Annotated in this window: 14 protein-coding genes; 4 read left to right on the top strand and 10 right to left on the bottom strand. The window is 67.2% G+C overall.

Going from position 1 to position 16,985, the window contains the following annotated elements:
* Nucleotides 1-103 precede the first annotated feature (103 nt).
* Nucleotides 104-439 carry a Rieske (2Fe-2S) protein gene (locus tag R1L06_RS09705; RefSeq protein WP_317217583.1) on the bottom strand — a complete coding sequence of 112 codons (336 nt, stop codon included), beginning with the start codon at nucleotides 437-439 and terminating at the stop codon, nucleotides 104-106.
* 178 nt (nucleotides 440-617) lie between these two features.
* On the opposite strand from R1L06_RS09705, the gene R1L06_RS09700 reads away from it, so the two are divergent.
* From R1L06_RS09700 to R1L06_RS09685, 4 genes are all read left to right on the top strand, one after another.
* Complete coding sequence (locus R1L06_RS09700) at nucleotides 618-899, top strand: hypothetical protein (RefSeq protein WP_005410817.1); 282 nt, start codon at nucleotides 618-620, stop codon at nucleotides 897-899.
* Nucleotides 900-974: 75 nt separating this feature from the next.
* On the top strand, nucleotides 975-1,691 hold the full coding sequence (locus tag R1L06_RS09695; protein ID WP_032130205.1) for a fumarylacetoacetate hydrolase family protein: 717 nt from the start codon (nucleotides 975-977) through the stop codon (nucleotides 1,689-1,691).
* A gap of 55 nt (nucleotides 1,692-1,746) precedes the next feature.
* Nucleotides 1,747-2,151, top strand: a complete 405-nt coding sequence (gene mscL, locus R1L06_RS09690) for a large-conductance mechanosensitive channel protein MscL (RefSeq protein ID WP_032130206.1) — start codon at nucleotides 1,747-1,749, stop codon at nucleotides 2,149-2,151.
* Between the two features lie 242 nt (nucleotides 2,152-2,393).
* Complete coding sequence (locus R1L06_RS09685; RefSeq protein WP_317217582.1) at nucleotides 2,394-3,815, top strand: M28 family peptidase; 1,422 nt, start codon at nucleotides 2,394-2,396, stop codon at nucleotides 3,813-3,815.
* Between the two features lie 146 nt (nucleotides 3,816-3,961).
* Here R1L06_RS09685 and R1L06_RS09680 read toward each other — a convergent pair whose 3' ends face one another.
* The 9 genes from R1L06_RS09680 to R1L06_RS09640 all read right to left on the bottom strand — a co-directional run bounded on the left by R1L06_RS09680 (nucleotide 3,962) and on the right by R1L06_RS09640 (nucleotide 16,784).
* Entirely contained in the window at nucleotides 3,962-5,413 is a 1,452-nt protein-coding gene (locus R1L06_RS09680; RefSeq protein ID WP_317217581.1) for an alanine/glycine:cation symporter family protein, read from the bottom strand.
* Nucleotides 5,414-5,423: 10 nt separating this feature from the next.
* Nucleotides 5,424-6,416 carry a hypothetical protein gene (locus R1L06_RS09675; RefSeq protein WP_317217580.1) on the bottom strand — a complete coding sequence of 331 codons (993 nt, stop codon included), beginning with the start codon at nucleotides 6,414-6,416 and terminating at the stop codon, nucleotides 5,424-5,426.
* Nucleotides 6,417-6,653: 237 nt separating this feature from the next.
* On the bottom strand, nucleotides 6,654-7,490 hold the full coding sequence (locus R1L06_RS09670; protein ID WP_317217579.1) for a TrmH family RNA methyltransferase: 837 nt from the start codon (nucleotides 7,488-7,490) through the stop codon (nucleotides 6,654-6,656).
* The gene (locus R1L06_RS09665; RefSeq protein ID WP_317217578.1) at nucleotides 7,483-9,003 is read right to left on the bottom strand and encodes an alanine/glycine:cation symporter family protein; all 1,521 of its coding nucleotides are present in this window, start codon (nucleotides 9,001-9,003) and stop codon (nucleotides 7,483-7,485) included. Before R1L06_RS09665 ends, R1L06_RS09670 begins: the two co-directional genes overlap by 8 nt.
* A 178-nt stretch (nucleotides 9,004-9,181) precedes the next feature.
* Nucleotides 9,182-9,721, bottom strand: coding sequence for a GNAT family N-acetyltransferase (locus tag R1L06_RS09660; protein WP_107432154.1), 540 nt, complete (start codon nucleotides 9,719-9,721; stop codon nucleotides 9,182-9,184).
* Complete coding sequence (locus tag R1L06_RS09655) at nucleotides 9,714-12,839, bottom strand: efflux RND transporter permease subunit (RefSeq protein ID WP_317217577.1); 3,126 nt, start codon at nucleotides 12,837-12,839, stop codon at nucleotides 9,714-9,716. Before R1L06_RS09655 ends, R1L06_RS09660 begins: the two co-directional genes overlap by 8 nt.
* Nucleotides 12,836-13,942 (bottom strand): efflux RND transporter periplasmic adaptor subunit, encoded by a 1,107-nt coding sequence (locus tag R1L06_RS09650; RefSeq protein ID WP_049399966.1) that lies wholly within the window; start codon nucleotides 13,940-13,942, stop codon nucleotides 12,836-12,838. The genes R1L06_RS09655 and R1L06_RS09650 overlap by 4 nt, the downstream gene beginning before the upstream one ends.
* Nucleotides 13,943-14,216: 274 nt before the next feature.
* A complete protein-coding gene (locus R1L06_RS09645; RefSeq protein ID WP_317217576.1) occupies nucleotides 14,217-16,280 on the bottom strand; it encodes a TonB-dependent copper receptor in 2,064 nt (687 codons plus the stop codon).
* A 72-nt stretch (nucleotides 16,281-16,352) separates the two neighbouring features.
* Nucleotides 16,353-16,784: a DUF2946 domain-containing protein gene (locus R1L06_RS09640; protein ID WP_317217575.1), complete on the bottom strand. Its 432-nt coding sequence runs from the start codon at nucleotides 16,782-16,784 to the stop codon at nucleotides 16,353-16,355.
* Nucleotides 16,785-16,985: the final 201 nt, after the last annotated feature.

The following is a 16,985-nucleotide window of genomic DNA, read 5'->3' as shown; positions in this document are numbered from 1 at the left end:
CTCGTGGATGCCTTTGTAGAGTCGAGCCATGCTCGACTGCTTCTGGCCTGATGGGGTCAGAGCCGCTTTCCTGCGGAAAACGGATCCGCCCCCTGGCCCGGCCTCAAGCCAGATAAACCTGCCCGTCGCGCACATCCACCGGCACGGCGCGCAGGCGGTCGCCCTTGCAGGGGCCGGCGATGCAGTCGCCGCTGTCCAGCGCGAACGAGGCGCCGTGGGCGGCGCACACCAGGTGGCCTTCGCGGCTCTTCAGGAACTGGCCAGGGGCCCAGTCCAGGCGACGGCCGGCGTGCGGGCAGATGTTCAGGAACGCGCGCACCTGCGCGCCGTCGCGGTACAGCACCAGCGATTCGGCATCGCCATCAACCACCGCTTCGACCTCGGCAAACGCGCCATCGGCAATGGCATCAAGGGCGATCAGGGCAGCAGCGACAGTCATGGCGAAGGCTCGGACAGTAAACGCGCATTGTCGCACGCCCACTCAGGTGACTGGCTGCAACATGAACACAAGTCATTGATTCGTAATAAGCACAGGCTATATTTAACGAGTTTTTCACTCAATGACAGTGGCACGTCCCGATACTCTGGTTTCGCTGATCCCAGCCTATCGAGCCGCCATGTTCAATCGCGCATCCGCCTTCAACCAGTTCCGCACCCTGTTCGCGCCGCGCAAGCCGCGTCACCCGCTGGTGCGCGTTGCCGTGGGCCTGCTCGGCCTGGCGATCCTGGCGGCGATGGTGTTCATCGGCGTGTTCGTCGGTGCGGCGATGATCCTGGTCGGCCTGGCGTGGAAGCTGCTGGCCTCGCGCAAGCCGGGCGTTGCCCGTCCGGTCGATCCGACCGTGGTCGAAGGCGAGTACCGCGTGGTGCGCAAGCCGGTGCTGCCGGCCTCGCGTTGATCCACGGCCTCCGCGCCCGCTGACGGCGGGCGCCATGCGTTCTAGACTGCGGGCACGCCCTTCCTGGATGCCCGCATGTCCGATGTCTCCGATGTGATCCCTGCCGTAGCCCTGCCGCGTGTGCCGGTAGCCGGTGGCGGCAGCTTCCCCGTGCACCGTATCTACTGCGTCGGCCGCAACTTCGCCGACCATGCCCGCGAAATGGGCGCAGCAGTGCCGGCGGCCGACGATCGCGGCCGTCCGATGTTCTTCAGCAAGCCGGCCGATGCGATCGTGGTCGGCCACGACGATGCCATTCCCTATCCCCCGGCAACCGCCAACCTGCACCACGAAGTGGAGCTGGTGGTGGCGATCGGCCGTGACGCGCCCGTGGGCGAGCTGGCCATGGCCGACGCCGAGGCGCTGGTCTACGGCTATGCCGTTGGACTGGACCTGACCCGCCGCGACCTGCAGGCCGCCGCCAAGGACAAGGGCCACCCGTGGGATGCGGCCAAGGGCTTCGATGCTTCCGCGCCGATCAGTGAAATCGTCCACGCCGAGGAAGTCGGCGACCTGGCCGCGCTGAACCTGTCGCTGGAGGTCAACGGCGAAGTGCGCCAACAGGCGCTGCTGGACCAGATGATCTGGAATGTGCCCGAGATCCTGCACGAGCTGTCCAAGCTGTGGCAGCTGCGCGCCGGCGACCTGGTGTTCATGGGCACCCCGTCCGGGGTGGCTGCGCTGAAGCCCGGCGACCGCTTCAGTGCCCGCCTGGAAAACGTGGCCGAGCGCCACGGCGTGATCGCCGGCTGACATCACCTGCGCTACCCTGCGCGCTGTCCACTTCCCCCACCGGAGAAAAACAACAATGGGAATGCTCACCGAGTTCAAGGAATTCGCGATGCGCGGCAACGTCATCGACCTCGCCGTCGGTGTGGTGATCGGCGCGGCCTTCGGCAAGATCGTGACCGCACTGGTCGAGAAGATCATCATGCCGCCGCTGGGCATGCTGATCGGCAAGGTGGATTTCTCGCAGCTGGCCTGGACGTTGTCACCGGCCAGCATCGGTGCCGACGGCAAGGAAATCCCGGCCGTGGTGATCGGCTATGGCGACTTCATCAATACGCTGATCCAGTTCGTGATCGTGGCCTTCGCCATCTTCCTGGTGGTCAAGACGATCAACCGCCTGTCGCGCAAGCAGGAAGCCGCCCCGGCCGCACCGGCCGAGGAAGTGGTGCTGCTGCGCGAGATCCGCGACAGCCTGAAGAAATAAGGGTGCTGGGCGCCGACTGGCGCCCCACCCATCTGTAGAGTCGAGCCATGCTCGACTGGGCGAAATGAAGCAGTCGAGCATGGCTCGACTCTACATAAGCATGTGAAAGCCCCGCCCTGGCGGGGCTTTCGCTTTGCCGGTCATGGCGGAAAACAGCGTTCGCGCCAGCCATGACCTCCCGCCCATGCGCCGGGCTGAACGACTGTTAAGCTCCAAGGCTTGGTCCCTTCCCGGAGCTGTCCATGCGTCGCCGCGTCCTTGCCATCGCATCCTCCCTCGCCCTGCTGGCCACCCCGGCCTTCGCAGCGCCGCACACCACCACCCTGCCCCCGGCGTCGCTGTCCACCGCTGCGCAGCTGCGCGACCAGGCGCTGGCCGATGACACCGGCTGGAAAGTGGTTGAATCGCTCACCACCGAAATCGGCCCGCGCATCGCCGGCAGCGAGGCCGACGCCCGCGCCGTGGCCTGGGCCGAAGCCAAGTTCAAGGCCCTCGGCTTCGACAAGGTATGGAAGGAACCGGTGACGTTCCCGAAGTGGGAGCGCCGCAGTGAACACGCCGCGGTGACCGGCAGGAACCCGCAGCCGCTGCAGATCACGGCGCTGGGTGGCAGCCCGGGCGGCACCGTTGAAGCCGAAGTGGTCCGCTTCGCCGACCTGGCCGCACTGCAGGCCGCACCGGCCGGTTCGCTGAAGGGCAAGATCGCCTTCGTCGATTACCAGATGCTGCCGTTCCGTGATGGCCGCGACTATGGCCGTGGTGGCGCGATCCGCAGCAAGGGCCCGTCCGAAGCAATCCGCAAGGGCGCGGTCGGTTTCCTGATGCGCTCGGCCGGTACCGACTCGCACCGCGTGCCGCACACCGGCATCACCCGTTTCGACGACGGCCTGACCCCGGTGCCGTCGGCGGCGCTGTCGGTGCCCGACGCCGATCAGCTGGCCCGCCTGCTGGCACGTGGCAGCACCACGGTGAAGGTGGCGCTGGACTGCGGTTGGGATGGCACCGCCACCTCGTACAACGTGATCGGTGAGATCACCGGCCGCAGCCTGCCGAAGGAAGTGGTGGTGATCGGCGGTCACCTGGATTCATGGGACCTGGGCACCGGCGCGGTGGATGACGGCGCAGGCGTGGGCATCACCATGGCTGCGGGCCATCTGATCGGCCAGCTCAAGCAGGCGCCGAAGCGCACCATCCGTGTGATCGCGTTCGCCAACGAGGAGCAGGGTCTCTACGGCGGCAAGGCCTACGCCGAGGCGCATGCCAAGGACGTGGCCCTGCACCAGCTGGCGGCCGAGAGTGACTTCGGTGCCGGCCGCATCTATGCCTTCAATACCGGTTCGCCGAACCCGGAAGGCTCGCGCGAAGCGACGAAGCAGATTGCCGAGGTGATGAAGCCGCTGGGCATCGAGTACCAGGACGACAAGGGTGGTCCGGGCCCGGACGTCGGCCCGTTGGCCGCCAAGGGTGGCGCGTGGGCATGGCTGGCGCAGGACGGCTCGGACTACTTCCACCTGCACCACACCGCCGACGACACGCTGGACAAGATCGACCCGAAGGCGCTGGCGCAGAACGTGGCCGCGTACACCGTGTTCGCGTACCTGGCCGCGGAAGCCGATGGCAGCTTCGGCAGCGAGGCCAAGGCGACCACGCCGCCGAACGAGTGATGTGGTAGCGCCGGGCCATGCTCGGCGAAAGCAGCGGGAAGGGCGGTGCGAACCAAGGTTCGCACCCACCGGGTAATGGCGCTCCCACCGGGTAATGGCGTGCGGTCAGAGCCCTCGCGTTGGCGAGGGATCTGACCGCGATTCTGTCAGCCCTCCCACACGCTGGTGTTGCGCACACCCAGCAGCTTCGGGTTGAACAGCGGATCCTTGCCCGCCTGGCGATGCTGTTCGTAGTCGCGCAGCGCCGCCAGCGCTGGCTTCTGCAGCAGCAGGATGGCGATGATGTTCAACCAGCTCATCAGGCCGACGCCGATGTCGCCCAGCGACCACGCGATCGTTGCACTGTTCACCGCTGAGTAGCCGGTCGCGGCCAGGAACAGCAGCTGGAACCCGCCCATCACCCACGGCGCGGGACGATCACGGCACAGGTAGCTGATATTGGTCTCGGCCATGTAGTACAGCGCCAGGATGGTGGTGAACGCGAACGGCAGGATCGCCAGCGCCACGAACGAACGGCCGAAGCCAGGCAGCGCGGATTCCACCGCGTGCTGCACGAAGCGTGGCCCGGCCTCGACGCCCGGCAGGTTGCCCAGCAGCAGGCGCGCCTCATCCGGAATGCCGTTCACAGCCGGGTCGTAGACGTTGTACAGGCCGGTGGAGAGGATCAGGAACGCGGTGGCGCTGCACACCACCATCGTGTCGATGTAGACCGAGAACGACTGCACCAGGCCCTGCTTGACCGGATGAGTGACTTCGGCGGCAGCGGCCGGATGCGCACCACTGCCCATGCCGGCCTCGTTGGACAGCACACCACGGCGCACGCCCCACTGGATGGCGGTGCCGATCATTGCACCGAACGCTGCATCCACACCGAATGCGCTGCGCAGCACCAGCATGATCACCTCCGGCACCTTCTCGGCGTTGAGCACCATCACCAGCGCGGCCACCAGCAGATACGCCACCGCCATCAACGGCACCACCCACTCGGCAACCCGCGCGATGCGGCGCACACCGCCGATCAGGATCGCGCCCAGCACCACCAGCAGAACCGCCGTGGTGGTCATCACCGGCACGTTCCAGGCTTCGTTCACCGCACTGGTGATCGCATTGGACTGCGTGCCGGCCAGCATCGCGCCGGCCAGCACGGTGACCAGTGCGAACAGCACCGCGTACCAGCGCTGGCCCAGGCCTTTTTCGATGTAGTAGGCCGGGCCACCGCGATACTGGCCCTTGGCATCGCGGTCCTTGTAGATCTGCGCCAGCGTGGATTCGATGAAGGCGCTGGACGCGCCAAGGAAGGCGACGATCCACATCCAGAAGATCGCGCCCGGGCCACCAAAGGCGATGGCCATGGCAACGCCGGCGATGTTGCCGACGCCGACGCGGCTGGACAACGACAGCGACAGGGCCTGGAACGGTGACACACCGGCTTCGGAGCGCTCGTGCCGGAACATCAGGCGCAGCATCTCTGGCAGCGCGCGCAGCTGGATGAAGCGGGTACGCACGCTGAAGTACAGGCCAGCGAGCAGGCACAGCACCACCAGGTACGGGCTCCAGACGATGCCGAGGATGGTGTTGACGATGGATTCGATGTTCATCGGCAGCCCCTCAGAAGAACATGCCCAGGGCGACCTGGGGGCTGATGATGCGGCCGATATTGCGCCCGGCCACGGTGAATTCGACGCCGGCGATCAGGCCCAGCGACGGGCTGAAGTGATACTCCACCGCCGGCGCCAGGCTGACGTTGCGGCTGGCCGGACGGTGCTCTTCAATCCGCTCGATCGCACCACTGCCGTTGCGTGCGAAGCCGCTCAGACGCTGGCCGGTCTCGCGGCTGGCGGCCACTTCCATCACCCCCACCCAGCGCGAATTGAAGCTGTACTCGGCGCCTACCGACAGGCCCAGTACCGAGCCGCGCGAAATGTGCCCCTGGAAGCTGTCATCGGTGCCGTACACGCTGGTGCCGGAAATGGCAGTGCGCGACGGTGCCGGCCCGGCGCTGAGCTGGGCGCGCCAGCGCACGGGGCGGTCATTGCCCAGCCACACCACCTGCTGCACGCCCAGCGCCGCGGTGGTGCGCTGAACGCCGTCGCCCTGTGCATCCAGCGGATTGCCGGTGATACGGTCGTGGCTGCCGGTGCTGAAACGCTGCACCAGCGCGACCGAGATGGCCGGACGGGTGCCATCGGCATTCGGCGCCTGCAGCAGGTACTGCAGGCGTGCGGTGGTGTCACCGGCGCGGAAGCCGCTGCTGCGCGCACTGCCGGATTCGGAGCGCGAGGCGCTGAGATTGACCTGGCCCATCACCCGGTCACTGAAGCCATAGATGATCGGCACCACCGTGGCCCAGGCGCCACTGTGCCCGGCACTGCGGCGACGATCACCGTTGTTGTCGTAGTGGTCGCGGCTGTCGACCCGCACCAGATAGGGCTCGATGTACCAGTTGCCCTGCGGCAGGCCGGCGGGATTGGGAGTGATCAGCGGTCCGGTGAAATTGACGCCATCCAGACTGCGTTCCGCGGCCTGTAGCGATGGTGCAGCAAGCGCAGCGAGTGCCAGCACCAGGCAAGTGCGACGTGTGCGGCGTTGGATTCGATGCATGGAACCACTCCTGTACGACGTTGGAAGGAACTCCACCGTGCGATGCAGGAAACAGCTCAGCAATGAGACAAATACTAAAATTGCTTGCGTACCCATCAAACGTGTTTGATGCAACGCAAGCTGACGCAGATGACCCAATTTGCTGCGCGTGCATCGTTTGCGCTCTTGCGCCGCGCAAAAGAAAACCCGGCCGCAAGGGCCGGGTCAGGAGATAAACACAGCATCAGCACGACGGGATCATCCGTGGCGGCGGCTCGCCCACTGCGCCAGCAGTACGGCCGTGGCCGAGGCCACGTTCAGGCTTTCCACCGCGCCGCTGCCGGGAATCGAGACCTGCAGGTCGCATTCGCTGGCAAGCCCGCGGTCCATGCCCTCGCCTTCAGCGCCCATCACGTACACCAGGCGCGACGGCAGCGACGCACGGAACACGTCGTCGCCACCATCAACGAGGGTCGCAGCCAGCCCGAAGCCGGCTGCGCGCAGCTGCGCCATCGCCTGGGCGGTCTCCGGCAACTGCACCAGCGGCACCGACTCCGCACCACCCTCGGCCACGCGTGCGGCGGCACCGGACAACGCCAGCGTGCTGCCGGACGGCAGCAGCAGCGCCTTGACGCCGAAGTGCGCGGCCGAGCGCAGGATCGCACCGAAGTTGTGCGGATTGCCGACACCGTCCAGCCACAGCGCCAATGCCGGGCCTTCGCCCAGATCCGCCAGCCACTGCGCCAGCGGCACGACGGGCGCGCGCAGCACGTCGGCCACCAGGCCTTCGTGGTGCGTGGTAGCGGCCAGCTTGTTGAGGTCGCCCTCCTCCACCACGCGGTAGCCCACACGGTTGGCCACGCACCACTTCAACACCGGCTGCATGCGCGGAATCAGCGCATCCACCAGGTACAGCTTGCGCAGTGCCTGCGGGCGCTTGGCGAACAGGGCCTGCACGGCGTTCCAGCCGTACAGGCGCAGTTCGTCGTTGCCCCGCCCCGGCGGTGGCGGGGTGCCGCCCTCACGCGGCGGCAGCGGGGTGGCCCGTGGCGGTCGCGACGACGGACGGCGGGCATTCTTCCAGGGATCATTCACTACGGGACAACTCCAGCTTGCGTTGACGCCAGAAATCGGCGTTCTTGATGCCCAGGGCATCGGGGTCGAAAATCGGATCCAGGCCCAGCTTCTTCTGCCGCTCGTAATCGCGCAGGGCCAGCATGGCCGGCTTCTGGATGATGAGGATGGCAATGATGTTCAGCCAGGCCATCAGGCCCACGCCGATGTCACCCAGCGCCCAGGCCAGGGTTGCATTATGGAACGCGCCGAACACCACCATGCCGATGATGCCCAGGCGCAGCACCAGCACGGTCAGCGGGCGCTTCTTGTTGTGGTTGACGTAGGTCAGGTTGGTTTCGGCCATGTAGTAATAGGCCATGATCGTGGTGAAGGCGAAGAAGAAGATCGCGATCGACACGAACGCCGAGCCCCAGCCCGGCAGCACGGCTTCCACACCCGCCTGGGCGTAGCCCGCGCCTTCCGGAATGCCGGCCAGGCCCTGGAAGATCGGCGGGGCGCCAGCACCTGCCGGCGAGTACACGTTGTAGGTGCCGCTGGCCAGGATCAGGAACGCGGTGGCGGTGCACACCATCATGGTGTCGAAGTAGATGGCGAAGGCCTGCACGTAGCCCTGCTTGGCCGGGTGCGAGACTTCCGAGGCGGCTGCCGCGTGCGGGCCCGAGCCCTGGCCGGCTTCGTTGGCGTAGATGCCGCGCTTGATGCCCCACTCCACCGCCAGGCCCATCATCGCGCCGAATGCCGCATGGGTACCGAAAGCGCTCTTGAAGATGATGCCGAACATTTCCGGCACGCGGTCGTAGTTGATGATCATGATGACGATGGCGGTCAGGATGAAGGCTGCCGCCATGAACGGCACCACCACTTCGGCGAAGTTGGCGATGCGCTTGACGCCGCCGAAGATCACCACGCCCAGCAGCAGCGCCACCACGATGCCGATGCCCAGCTTCAGCGCCTGCACCGACTCCATGCCCATCGTCTGGCCATCCAGCGGACCACACAGCGCGGTGCCACGGCAGGCGTTGATGATGCTGTCGGCGATGGCGTTGGCCTGCACGCCGGGCATCAGGAAACCGGCGGCAATGATCGTGGCAATAGCGAAGACCAGCGCGTACCACTTCAGGCCCATGGCCTTTTCGATGTAGTACGCCGGGCCACCACGGTAGCGGCCTTCGGCGTCCTTGGTCTTGTAGATCTGTGCCAGCGTACATTCCACGTACGAGGTGGAGGCGCCGAGGAAGCCCATCACCCACATCCAGAAGATCGCACCGGGGCCGCCGAAGGCGATGGCGGTGGCCACGCCGGCGATGTTGCCGATACCCATGCGCCCGGCCATCGACATGGCCAGGGCCTGGAAGGACGACACACCGGCGTCGGATTTCTCACCCTTGACGGTGAGGCGGCACATCTCGAGGAAGCCGCGGATCTGCATGAAGCGCGTGCGCAGGCTGAAGAACAGGCCGGCGCCCAGGCACACGAAGATCAGTGCCTTGCTCCAGATGATGCTGTTGATGAAATGTACGGTAGCTTCCACGCGCGCTCTCTCCAGTCGGCGGGTTGTGAGGACGTCCCGTCGGCTGGAGGGGACCGGTCGATTCTCCCTGATCGAAGGCCGCTGCGGTAGCGCTGTGTTGTAGAGCCGAGCCCATGCTCGGCGTGGTGATGACGGCGGCCGAGCACGGCCTCGGCTCTACTGCGGCTGGCCCGCGTGTTCAGGGCAGCTGCGTGCGCACCCGGGCGAAGCGGCGCAGGTCGTGCAGCACCCCGCGCTTGTAGACCGCGCAGCGGTCCACGCCTTCTTCCTGGAAGCCGTTCTTTTCCAGCACCCGGGCCGAGCCGAGGTTGAAATCGACCACCCCGGCCTGCAGCCTGAACAGGCGCAGCTCGTCCATCACCCAGGGTGCGAACAGGCCGACCACCCGGGTCATCAGGCCCTGGCCCCAGTAGGCCTGGCCCAGCCAGTAGCCCAGTTCAGCCATGTGCCCGCGCTCGGCACTGCCCTGCTGGGCCCCGACGCTGCCGCAGGCCTGGCCGTCGATCTCGATGGCCAGGTTCAGGGTGCCAGGGGCCAGCACGCGACCGGCGAGGAAGGCCTCGCCATCCTCGCGCGTGTACGGGTACGGGAAGCGATCGCGCAGGCCCCGCGATACCTCGGCGTCGTTGGCATGGCGCAGCAGCGATTCCAGATCATCCGGGCGCCAGGGGCGCAGTTGGAAGCCGTCGCCTCGCAGCACGGTGGTCGGATCAGGCATGACCACCCACCGAGGGCGACTCCGCCTCCTGCTTCTCCAACTCGCGCTTCACCGCTTCCGGCGAGCGGGTGTAGGGCGCCAGCCGCGCGTAGAACGCCGGCACCACGAACAGCGACAGGAACGTCGAGAGGGTCACACCGAAGATGATCACGATGCCGATGGTGCCACGGCTGGCCGAACCGGGGCCACCGGCCACCACCAGCGGAATCGCACCGACCACGGTGGCGATCGAGGTCATCAGGATCGGGCGCAGGCGCACCATCGCCGATTCGATGATCGCCTCGCGCACGGTTCTTCCGTCGTCACGCAGCTGGTTTGCGAATTCAACAATGAGGATGCCGTTCTTCGCGGCCAGGCCGACCAGCATGACGATGCCGATCTGGCTGAACAGGTTCACGGTACCGCCACTCATCCACAACCCGACCAGCGCACCGAGCACGCCCAGCGGCACGGTCAGCATGATGGTGAGCGGGTGGATGAAGCTCTCGAACTGCGCGGCCAGCACCAGGTAGACCACCAGCAGCGCCATGGCGAAGGTCAGCAGCACCGCGCCACCGGCACTCTGGTATTCGCGCGATTCGCCCTTCCAGTTCACCTGTGCGTACTGCGGCAGCTCCTCGCGCGTGACCTGCTGCGCCCAGGCAATGGCTTCACCCAGCGGATAGCCCGGCGCCAGGCCCGCGTTGATGGTGATCGAGCGCAGGCGGTTGAAGCGGTTCAGGGTGCCGGCCTCGGCCACCTCACTCAGCGTGACCAGGTTGGACAGCGGCACCAGTTCGCCGGACGTCGCGCGCACGCGGATGGCGGCCAGGTCGGCCGGGCTGGCACGGCCATCGCGACCGGCCTGCACCAGCACGTCGTACTCTTCGCCGTTGTCGACGAAGGTGGTGACGCGGCGCGAGCCCATCATGGTTTCCAGTGCCGAACCGATCGCGTTGACCGGCACGCCGAGGTCGGCCGCACGCTGGCGGTCGATGTTGACCCGCATCTGCGGCCGCGTTTCCTTGTAATCCGAGTCCGGGCCGACCAGGCCGGGGTTGTCGGCCATGCGCAGCAGGATACGGTCGCGCCACTGCGCGATCTCGGCATATTCCGGGCCGCCCAGCACGATCTGGAACGGCTGCCCGCCGCTGCGCACCAGGCCACCGCCGACCTGCGTACGCACGCGCACGCCGCGGATGGTGTCCAGTTCCTTCTGCAGTTCGTTGGCCACTTCCGGCGTGCCTTCGCTGCGCTGGCGCCACGGCTGCAGGAAGATGCTGACGCGGCCGGTGTGCATTTCCTCGCTGGCACCCCAACCACCGGGCACGCGTGGATTGGCGCGCACGATCGGTTTGTCCGGGCCAACATGCGGTGCCAGCATCGATTCCACCTGCTGCACCTGCTGCACGGTGTAGTCGTAGCCGGCGCCTTCCGGGCCGTCGATCATGATCTGGAACGAACCGCGGTCTTCGGCCGGCGCCAGTTCCGACGGCAGCAGCTTGAGCAGGCCCCAGCTGGCGGCCAGTGCGGCCACCATCACCAGCAGGTAGATCCAGGTGCGGTCCACGTGGTGGTCGAGCACCCGCCCATAGGCCCCGGCCAGGCGTTCCAGGTTGCGGTTGATGAAGCCATGCAGGCCACGCGGTGCCTGCCCGGTATGCGGCTTGAGCAATTTGGAGGCCATCATCGGCGTCAGCGTCAGCGCCACAAAGGCGGACAACGCCACCGCCGCCGCCAGCGCCACTGCCAGTTCGCGGAACAGGCGCCCGGTATTGCCTTCCAGGAACCCGACCGGCAGGAACACCGCCACCAGCACCGCGGTGGTGGCGATCACCGCAAAGGCGACCTGCGTGGTACCGCGTTTGGAGGCGACCAGCGGGGGTTCGCCCAGGTCGATGCGGCGCTGCACGTTTTCCACCACCACGATCGCATCGTCCACCACCAGGCCGATGCACAGCACCAGGGCAAGCAGGGTCAGCAGGTTGATCGAGAAGTCGAACGCATACAGCGCGATGAATGCCGCGACCAGGCAGACCGGCACCGTCACCGCCGGAATCAGCGCAGCGCGGAAGCTGCCGAGGAACAGCCAGATCACTGCCAGCACCAGAATCATCGCCTCCACCAGCGTGGCGTAGACGCGGTCCACCGCGGCTTCGATGAAGGTGGTGTTGTCGAAGGCAACGAAGATCTGCGTGCCCTTGGGCAGGGTCAGCGCGACCCGTTCGGCTTCAGCGCGCGCAGTACGCGCCACGTCCAGCGAGTTGGCGGTGGAGGTCTTGACGATGCCCAGGCCGATGCCCGGCTCGCCGTTGCTGCGGTAGTACGCGCGGCGCTCGGCCGAGGCCAGCTCGATCTTCGCCACATCGCCCATGCGCACCACGTAACCATCGCGACCCTTGCCCAGCGGGATGGTCGCGAAGTCTTCGGGCTTGATGTAGTTGCGCTCCACGCGCAGTGTGAAATCGCGGTCGGTCGACTCGATGCGGCCGGCCGGCAGTTCCACGTTCTCGTTGCGCAGCGCGGTTTCCACATCGCCGGTGGTCAGCCCGCGCGCCGCCAGCTGGTCGCGGTCCAGCCAGATCCGCATCGCATAGCGCTGGCGGCCGCCGATGCGGACCTGGGCCACGCCATCGAGGCTGGAGAAACGATCGACCACGTAGCGGTCGGCGTAGTCGCTCAGCTCCAACGTGTCCATGGTCGAGGAGACCATGTTGAACCAGATGATCGGGTCGGCATCGCTCTCGACCTTGGCGATCTCCGGCGGACGCGCCTCTTCCGGCATGCGGTCGGCGACGCGGCTGACCGCATCGCGCACATCGTTGGCCGCCGCTTCGATATCGCGGTTGGAGGTGAATTCGATGCTGACCTGCGAGCGGCCGTTGGTGCTGCGCGCGTTGATCGTATCGATGCCTTCGATGCCGGCCAGCGCATCTTCCAGCACCTGGGTAATGCGGCTTTCGATGACCGCGGCCGAAGCGCCGGTGTAATCCACCGATACCGAAACGATCGGCGGATCGATGGCGGGCAGTTCGCGCAGGGTCAGGCGGGTGAAGGACATCACGCCCAGCACCAGCAGCAACAGGCTCATCACCACGGCGAACACCGGCCGCTGGATGGAGATGTCGGACAGCTTCATCCGCCGTGGCCCTCGGCCGCGACCGGCGCCGGTGCATCAGCCGGCTTGGCACCCGTGGCCGGTGCCGCGTCCTTGGCTGCGACCTTCAGGCCCGGGCGCAGCTTGCCGGTGCCATCGACCACGATGCGCTGGCCCGCTTCCAGCCCCTGCCTGATCTCGACCACGCCGGCACGGCGCGCACCGGTGACCACATCCACGCGCTCGACGCTGTCGTCGGCGGTGATGCGGTACACGAAGGTATCGCGACCGACCTGGACCACGGCGATTTCCGGAATCACCAGCGCCGGGCGCTCAGGGTGGAACAGGCGCACGTCCAGCAGCATGCCCGGGCGCAGGGCATGGTCACCATTGGCGAAGTCGGCACGTACGGTCACCGCACGGGTGGCCGGATCGATGCGTGCGTCGATGGTGCTGACCACGCCCTCGAAGGTACGGCCCGGCCACGCCACGCTGGTGGCACTGACCTTGTCACCGACGCCGAGCGCGGCCAGTTCCACTTCCGGCACCTGGAAATCGATGTGCATGTGTTCGATGTCGTCGAGCGTGGCGATCACCGTGGTCGGCGTCAGCAACGTGCCCGGGCTGACCTGGCGGATGCCGAGCACACCGGCGAACGGTGCACGCACGCGGCGGTCACCGATGTCCGACTGCATCTGCGCCACACGCGCCTCGGCGGCATCGCGGATCGATTTCTGCGTATCCAGCGTGGCGCTGGACACCAGCCGCTGCGTGGCCAGCTCGCGCTGGCGCCTGTACAGCTGGTCGGCCTCATGGAAGGTGGCCTGCGCCTGCACCAGCGCGGCCTCCTGGGCCTGCCCGCGCAGGGTCACGATCGGCGCACCAGCGGCAACATGCTGGCCGCTTTCGAAGTGCACCTTCTCGACGATCTCGCTGACCTTGGCCGTGACGCTGATCGATTCGCGCGCCTTGGCCGTACCCAGTGCCTGCAGCGTGTCGTTCCACTGCGTGGACTGCACGACCTGCGCGGTGACCGGCACCGCTTCTCCCTGCCGACGGGCGGCGGCCTCCTGTTTGCCCGCGCACCCGGCCAGCACGGCCAGGCTGAGGCCAAGGGCCAGGGTCGAAGCGATGCGAGCCAACATGAACGGTCCTGAGTGATCCACGGCCGCCGAGTGTAGGCAAGCGCCCACAGAAGCGATATGTGCCAAGCGTTTACTGGCGTGGAACCGGCGTCGCGATAGCGCCGTGAGCCCGTTCCGTGCAAGGCTGACCGCAGCGGTGTCGGCATGTGTCGAGGTGTATCCAGCCGTGCGCCGCAGGCGTTGCCATCGTAGAGTCGAAGCTGCCCGGCAGAGGGCGTCGGGCGGGGGCGGATCCTGGCGGGGATCCGGCCCCGGTTTTTTTACACCCGGCGGATCAGTACCGGTAGTTCACCTTCATCCACAGGCTGCGGCCCGGCTCGTTGATGCGCACCGGGTCAGCCGGAAAACCGAAGTCGGCGCTGCCGGCCAGGTTCAGGTGCTCGCTGTAGGCACGGTCGAACAGGTTGTCGACGCCCGCGCTGAGCTGCAGCTGCGAACTGAAGCGGTAAGCAGCGTTGAGCGCGAAGGTGGCGAAGCCGGCACTCGGCCCCAGGTCCTGCGCGACCACATTGCCTTGGCCATTTGCGACACGATGCTGGTGGGTCACCGCGCGCAGCAGCGCACCGGCACTCCAGCGCTGGCCTTCCCAGTTCGCGCTCAGGCGTGCTTCCAGTGGTGGCATCTGCGGCAACGGGCGATGCTGGTCGCGGTTCTCGCCCCAGGCATAGGCCAGCGTGCCGCCCAGCTTCCACTGCTCGGCGACGCTTACTTCCAGGCCCGCCTCGGCACCAGCGATACGTGCATCAACGTTGCGGGCCTGGCTCATGCCCATCATGCCGCTGCCGTGGTAGGTGAACAGGATGTAGTCCTGGATCTGCCCGGCGTACGCCGACACCCACGCCTGCACACGGGGCCCCTTGTATTGCATGCCCACATCAAGCTGGGTGGTGCGCTCGGGCTGCACGCCGGTGAACGCGTTCACCGCACCGGCCGGGCCGTGGTTGGGCGAGAACAGCTCCCAGTAGTCGGGCATGCGTTCACTGTGGCCGAGGCCGGCGTACCAGGTCAGGCCATCGGCCAGGTCCTGCTCGTAGCGCAGGAAGCCGCTGCCAAGCCATTCCTTGCGCTGCAGGCCAGCGGTCGGGTTCGGCCGGCTGCCCATCATCCCGCGCACCGACTGCCGCTCATCGCGGACGCTGGCGCGGTCGATGCGCAGGCCGCTGATCCAGCGCTGGTCGGTGCCGGCGCCGAGGGTCAACTCGGTGAACACGCCATAGCGGCGGAAGTTGGCATCGGTTTCCCAGGCGGCCTGGCGGTAGGTGTCGCGGCCCATGCCCATGCGCCCACGATGGCGGCTGTCTTCGCCATCCACACCCGCCACCAGCTGCACGTCCTGCCAGCGCCACTCGGAACTGACCCGACCGCCCTGGGTTCGTCGATCCACGTTCGATGCCATCGGCATCGGCATCATGCTGTTCGGGTTCGGCGTGCGCAGCGTGTAGTTGTCCATCACATGGTCGGCGTTGTTGTAGTACACGTTGGCCTGCAGCGTGTCCCATGCCCCCGGCAGGTTGCGCTTCTCGAAACGCGCCGCGTAGCTGGTACGTTCGAACGCGGCACCGTCCATGCCACGGCCCGCGTAGCGTGCGATGGCGTCGCCGGCACCGGCGGAAATTTCCAGCAGCGTGTCGGCATCCGGCGTCCAGCCGATGGCCACGTCACCGTTCCACTTGCGCCACTTCGATGGCACCACATCGCCGTGGCCGTCCTTGTAGTCATCGGCTTCGGAACGGTTGCCACTGGCGCGCACGTAACCGGTCGGGTTGCCCAGGGTCAGGTCCAGCACCTGGTCGTTGCGGTTGCGCGAACCGACCAGCGCACTGGCATCGGCACGCAGGCCCGGTTCCTCGAAGCGCGGTGTATCGCGCTCGAAGCGCACGGTGCCGGCCGACGCGCCCGCCCCCCAGCGCACGCTCTGCGGGCCCTTGATGATGGTCAGCCGGTCGAAGCTTTCCGGCGCGATGTAGGACAGCGGATTGTCCATGCGCGACGGGCAGGCACCGATCAGGTTGCCATCGTTGCTGAGGATGTTCAGGCGCGAACCGAACATGCCGCGCAGCACCGGGTCGCCGTTGGTGCCGCCGTTGCGGATGGCGGAAAAACCGGGAACGGTCTTCAGGTAATCGGCACCGTCGCTGGCCGGCACCGGCTGCCGCGGCAGGCGCGGATCGGTCACCCAGTGCAACGGGGACGACGGTGCGGCGGCGGTGACCACCATCGTGTCGAGGGTACGTGCCTCTTCGGCAGGCGCAGCGTGGGCCAGTGACGCGGCCACGGCCAGGCCAAGGGCAACCGGCAGGCGCGCGCAGGCACCCGCGGGGCGGGAAGTCATTTTCATCGGAACAGCTCCAAAGTACGCACGCGCGCACGGCGCCCGGTCAGGCGTCGTGCGGCAGATTCGATAGGGATATCAGCGGACGAAGGAGAAGCGCGGTGGCCCGCGCGCGGCGTGCGCCGGCCAACGCAGTGCCGGCAGCACCTGTTGCGACCATGGGAACACCAGGCGCGGCCGCCACAGCAGCGGCAACAGCAGCACCAGCACCGCCAGCCACGGCAGCAGGCGCATGGCCAGCACGCAGTATTCGCAGGCTTCGCCGTGCATGGCGTGGGGGTCGGGCGGGCGGCTGGGCGCGGCCGGCGCGGCGCCGTGCTGATCGTGCCCGGCCATGGCCATGTCGTGCATGTCATGGCCGATGGCGGCGTGGTCCATGCCTGCCATCGCGGCATGCTCCATCGGCTGCGCCTGCAGCGCGCGGCTGACCAGCGGCGCAAGCACCATCAGCAGCGTCGCCAGGACGGCGAGCTGGAGCAGGAGGCGCTGCGGGCGGGACAGGCGGGTCACCCCGCTAGTGTAGAGCCGGGTCCAGGGTTGCCCGTGCGACGAACCGTCGCAGGAGGGGTTTTTCGGCAGGGCTGCGCCCTGCACCCGCAGAGGCCACGTCCACGGCAAGAGCCGAAGCAACATCAAAAGCTGGCTTCCTGTGGGTAGGCGGGGTGGGTCCGGTTGCGGGGGCCGCTGCAAGTACGTCCATGTAAGCTCGGT

The sequence above is a fragment of the Stenotrophomonas mexicanensis genome, from assembly GCF_032911605.1.
Classification (GTDB): domain Bacteria; phylum Pseudomonadota; class Gammaproteobacteria; order Xanthomonadales; family Xanthomonadaceae; genus Stenotrophomonas; species Stenotrophomonas maltophilia_A.
This window is presented reverse-complemented; position numbering and strand designations above follow the sequence as displayed.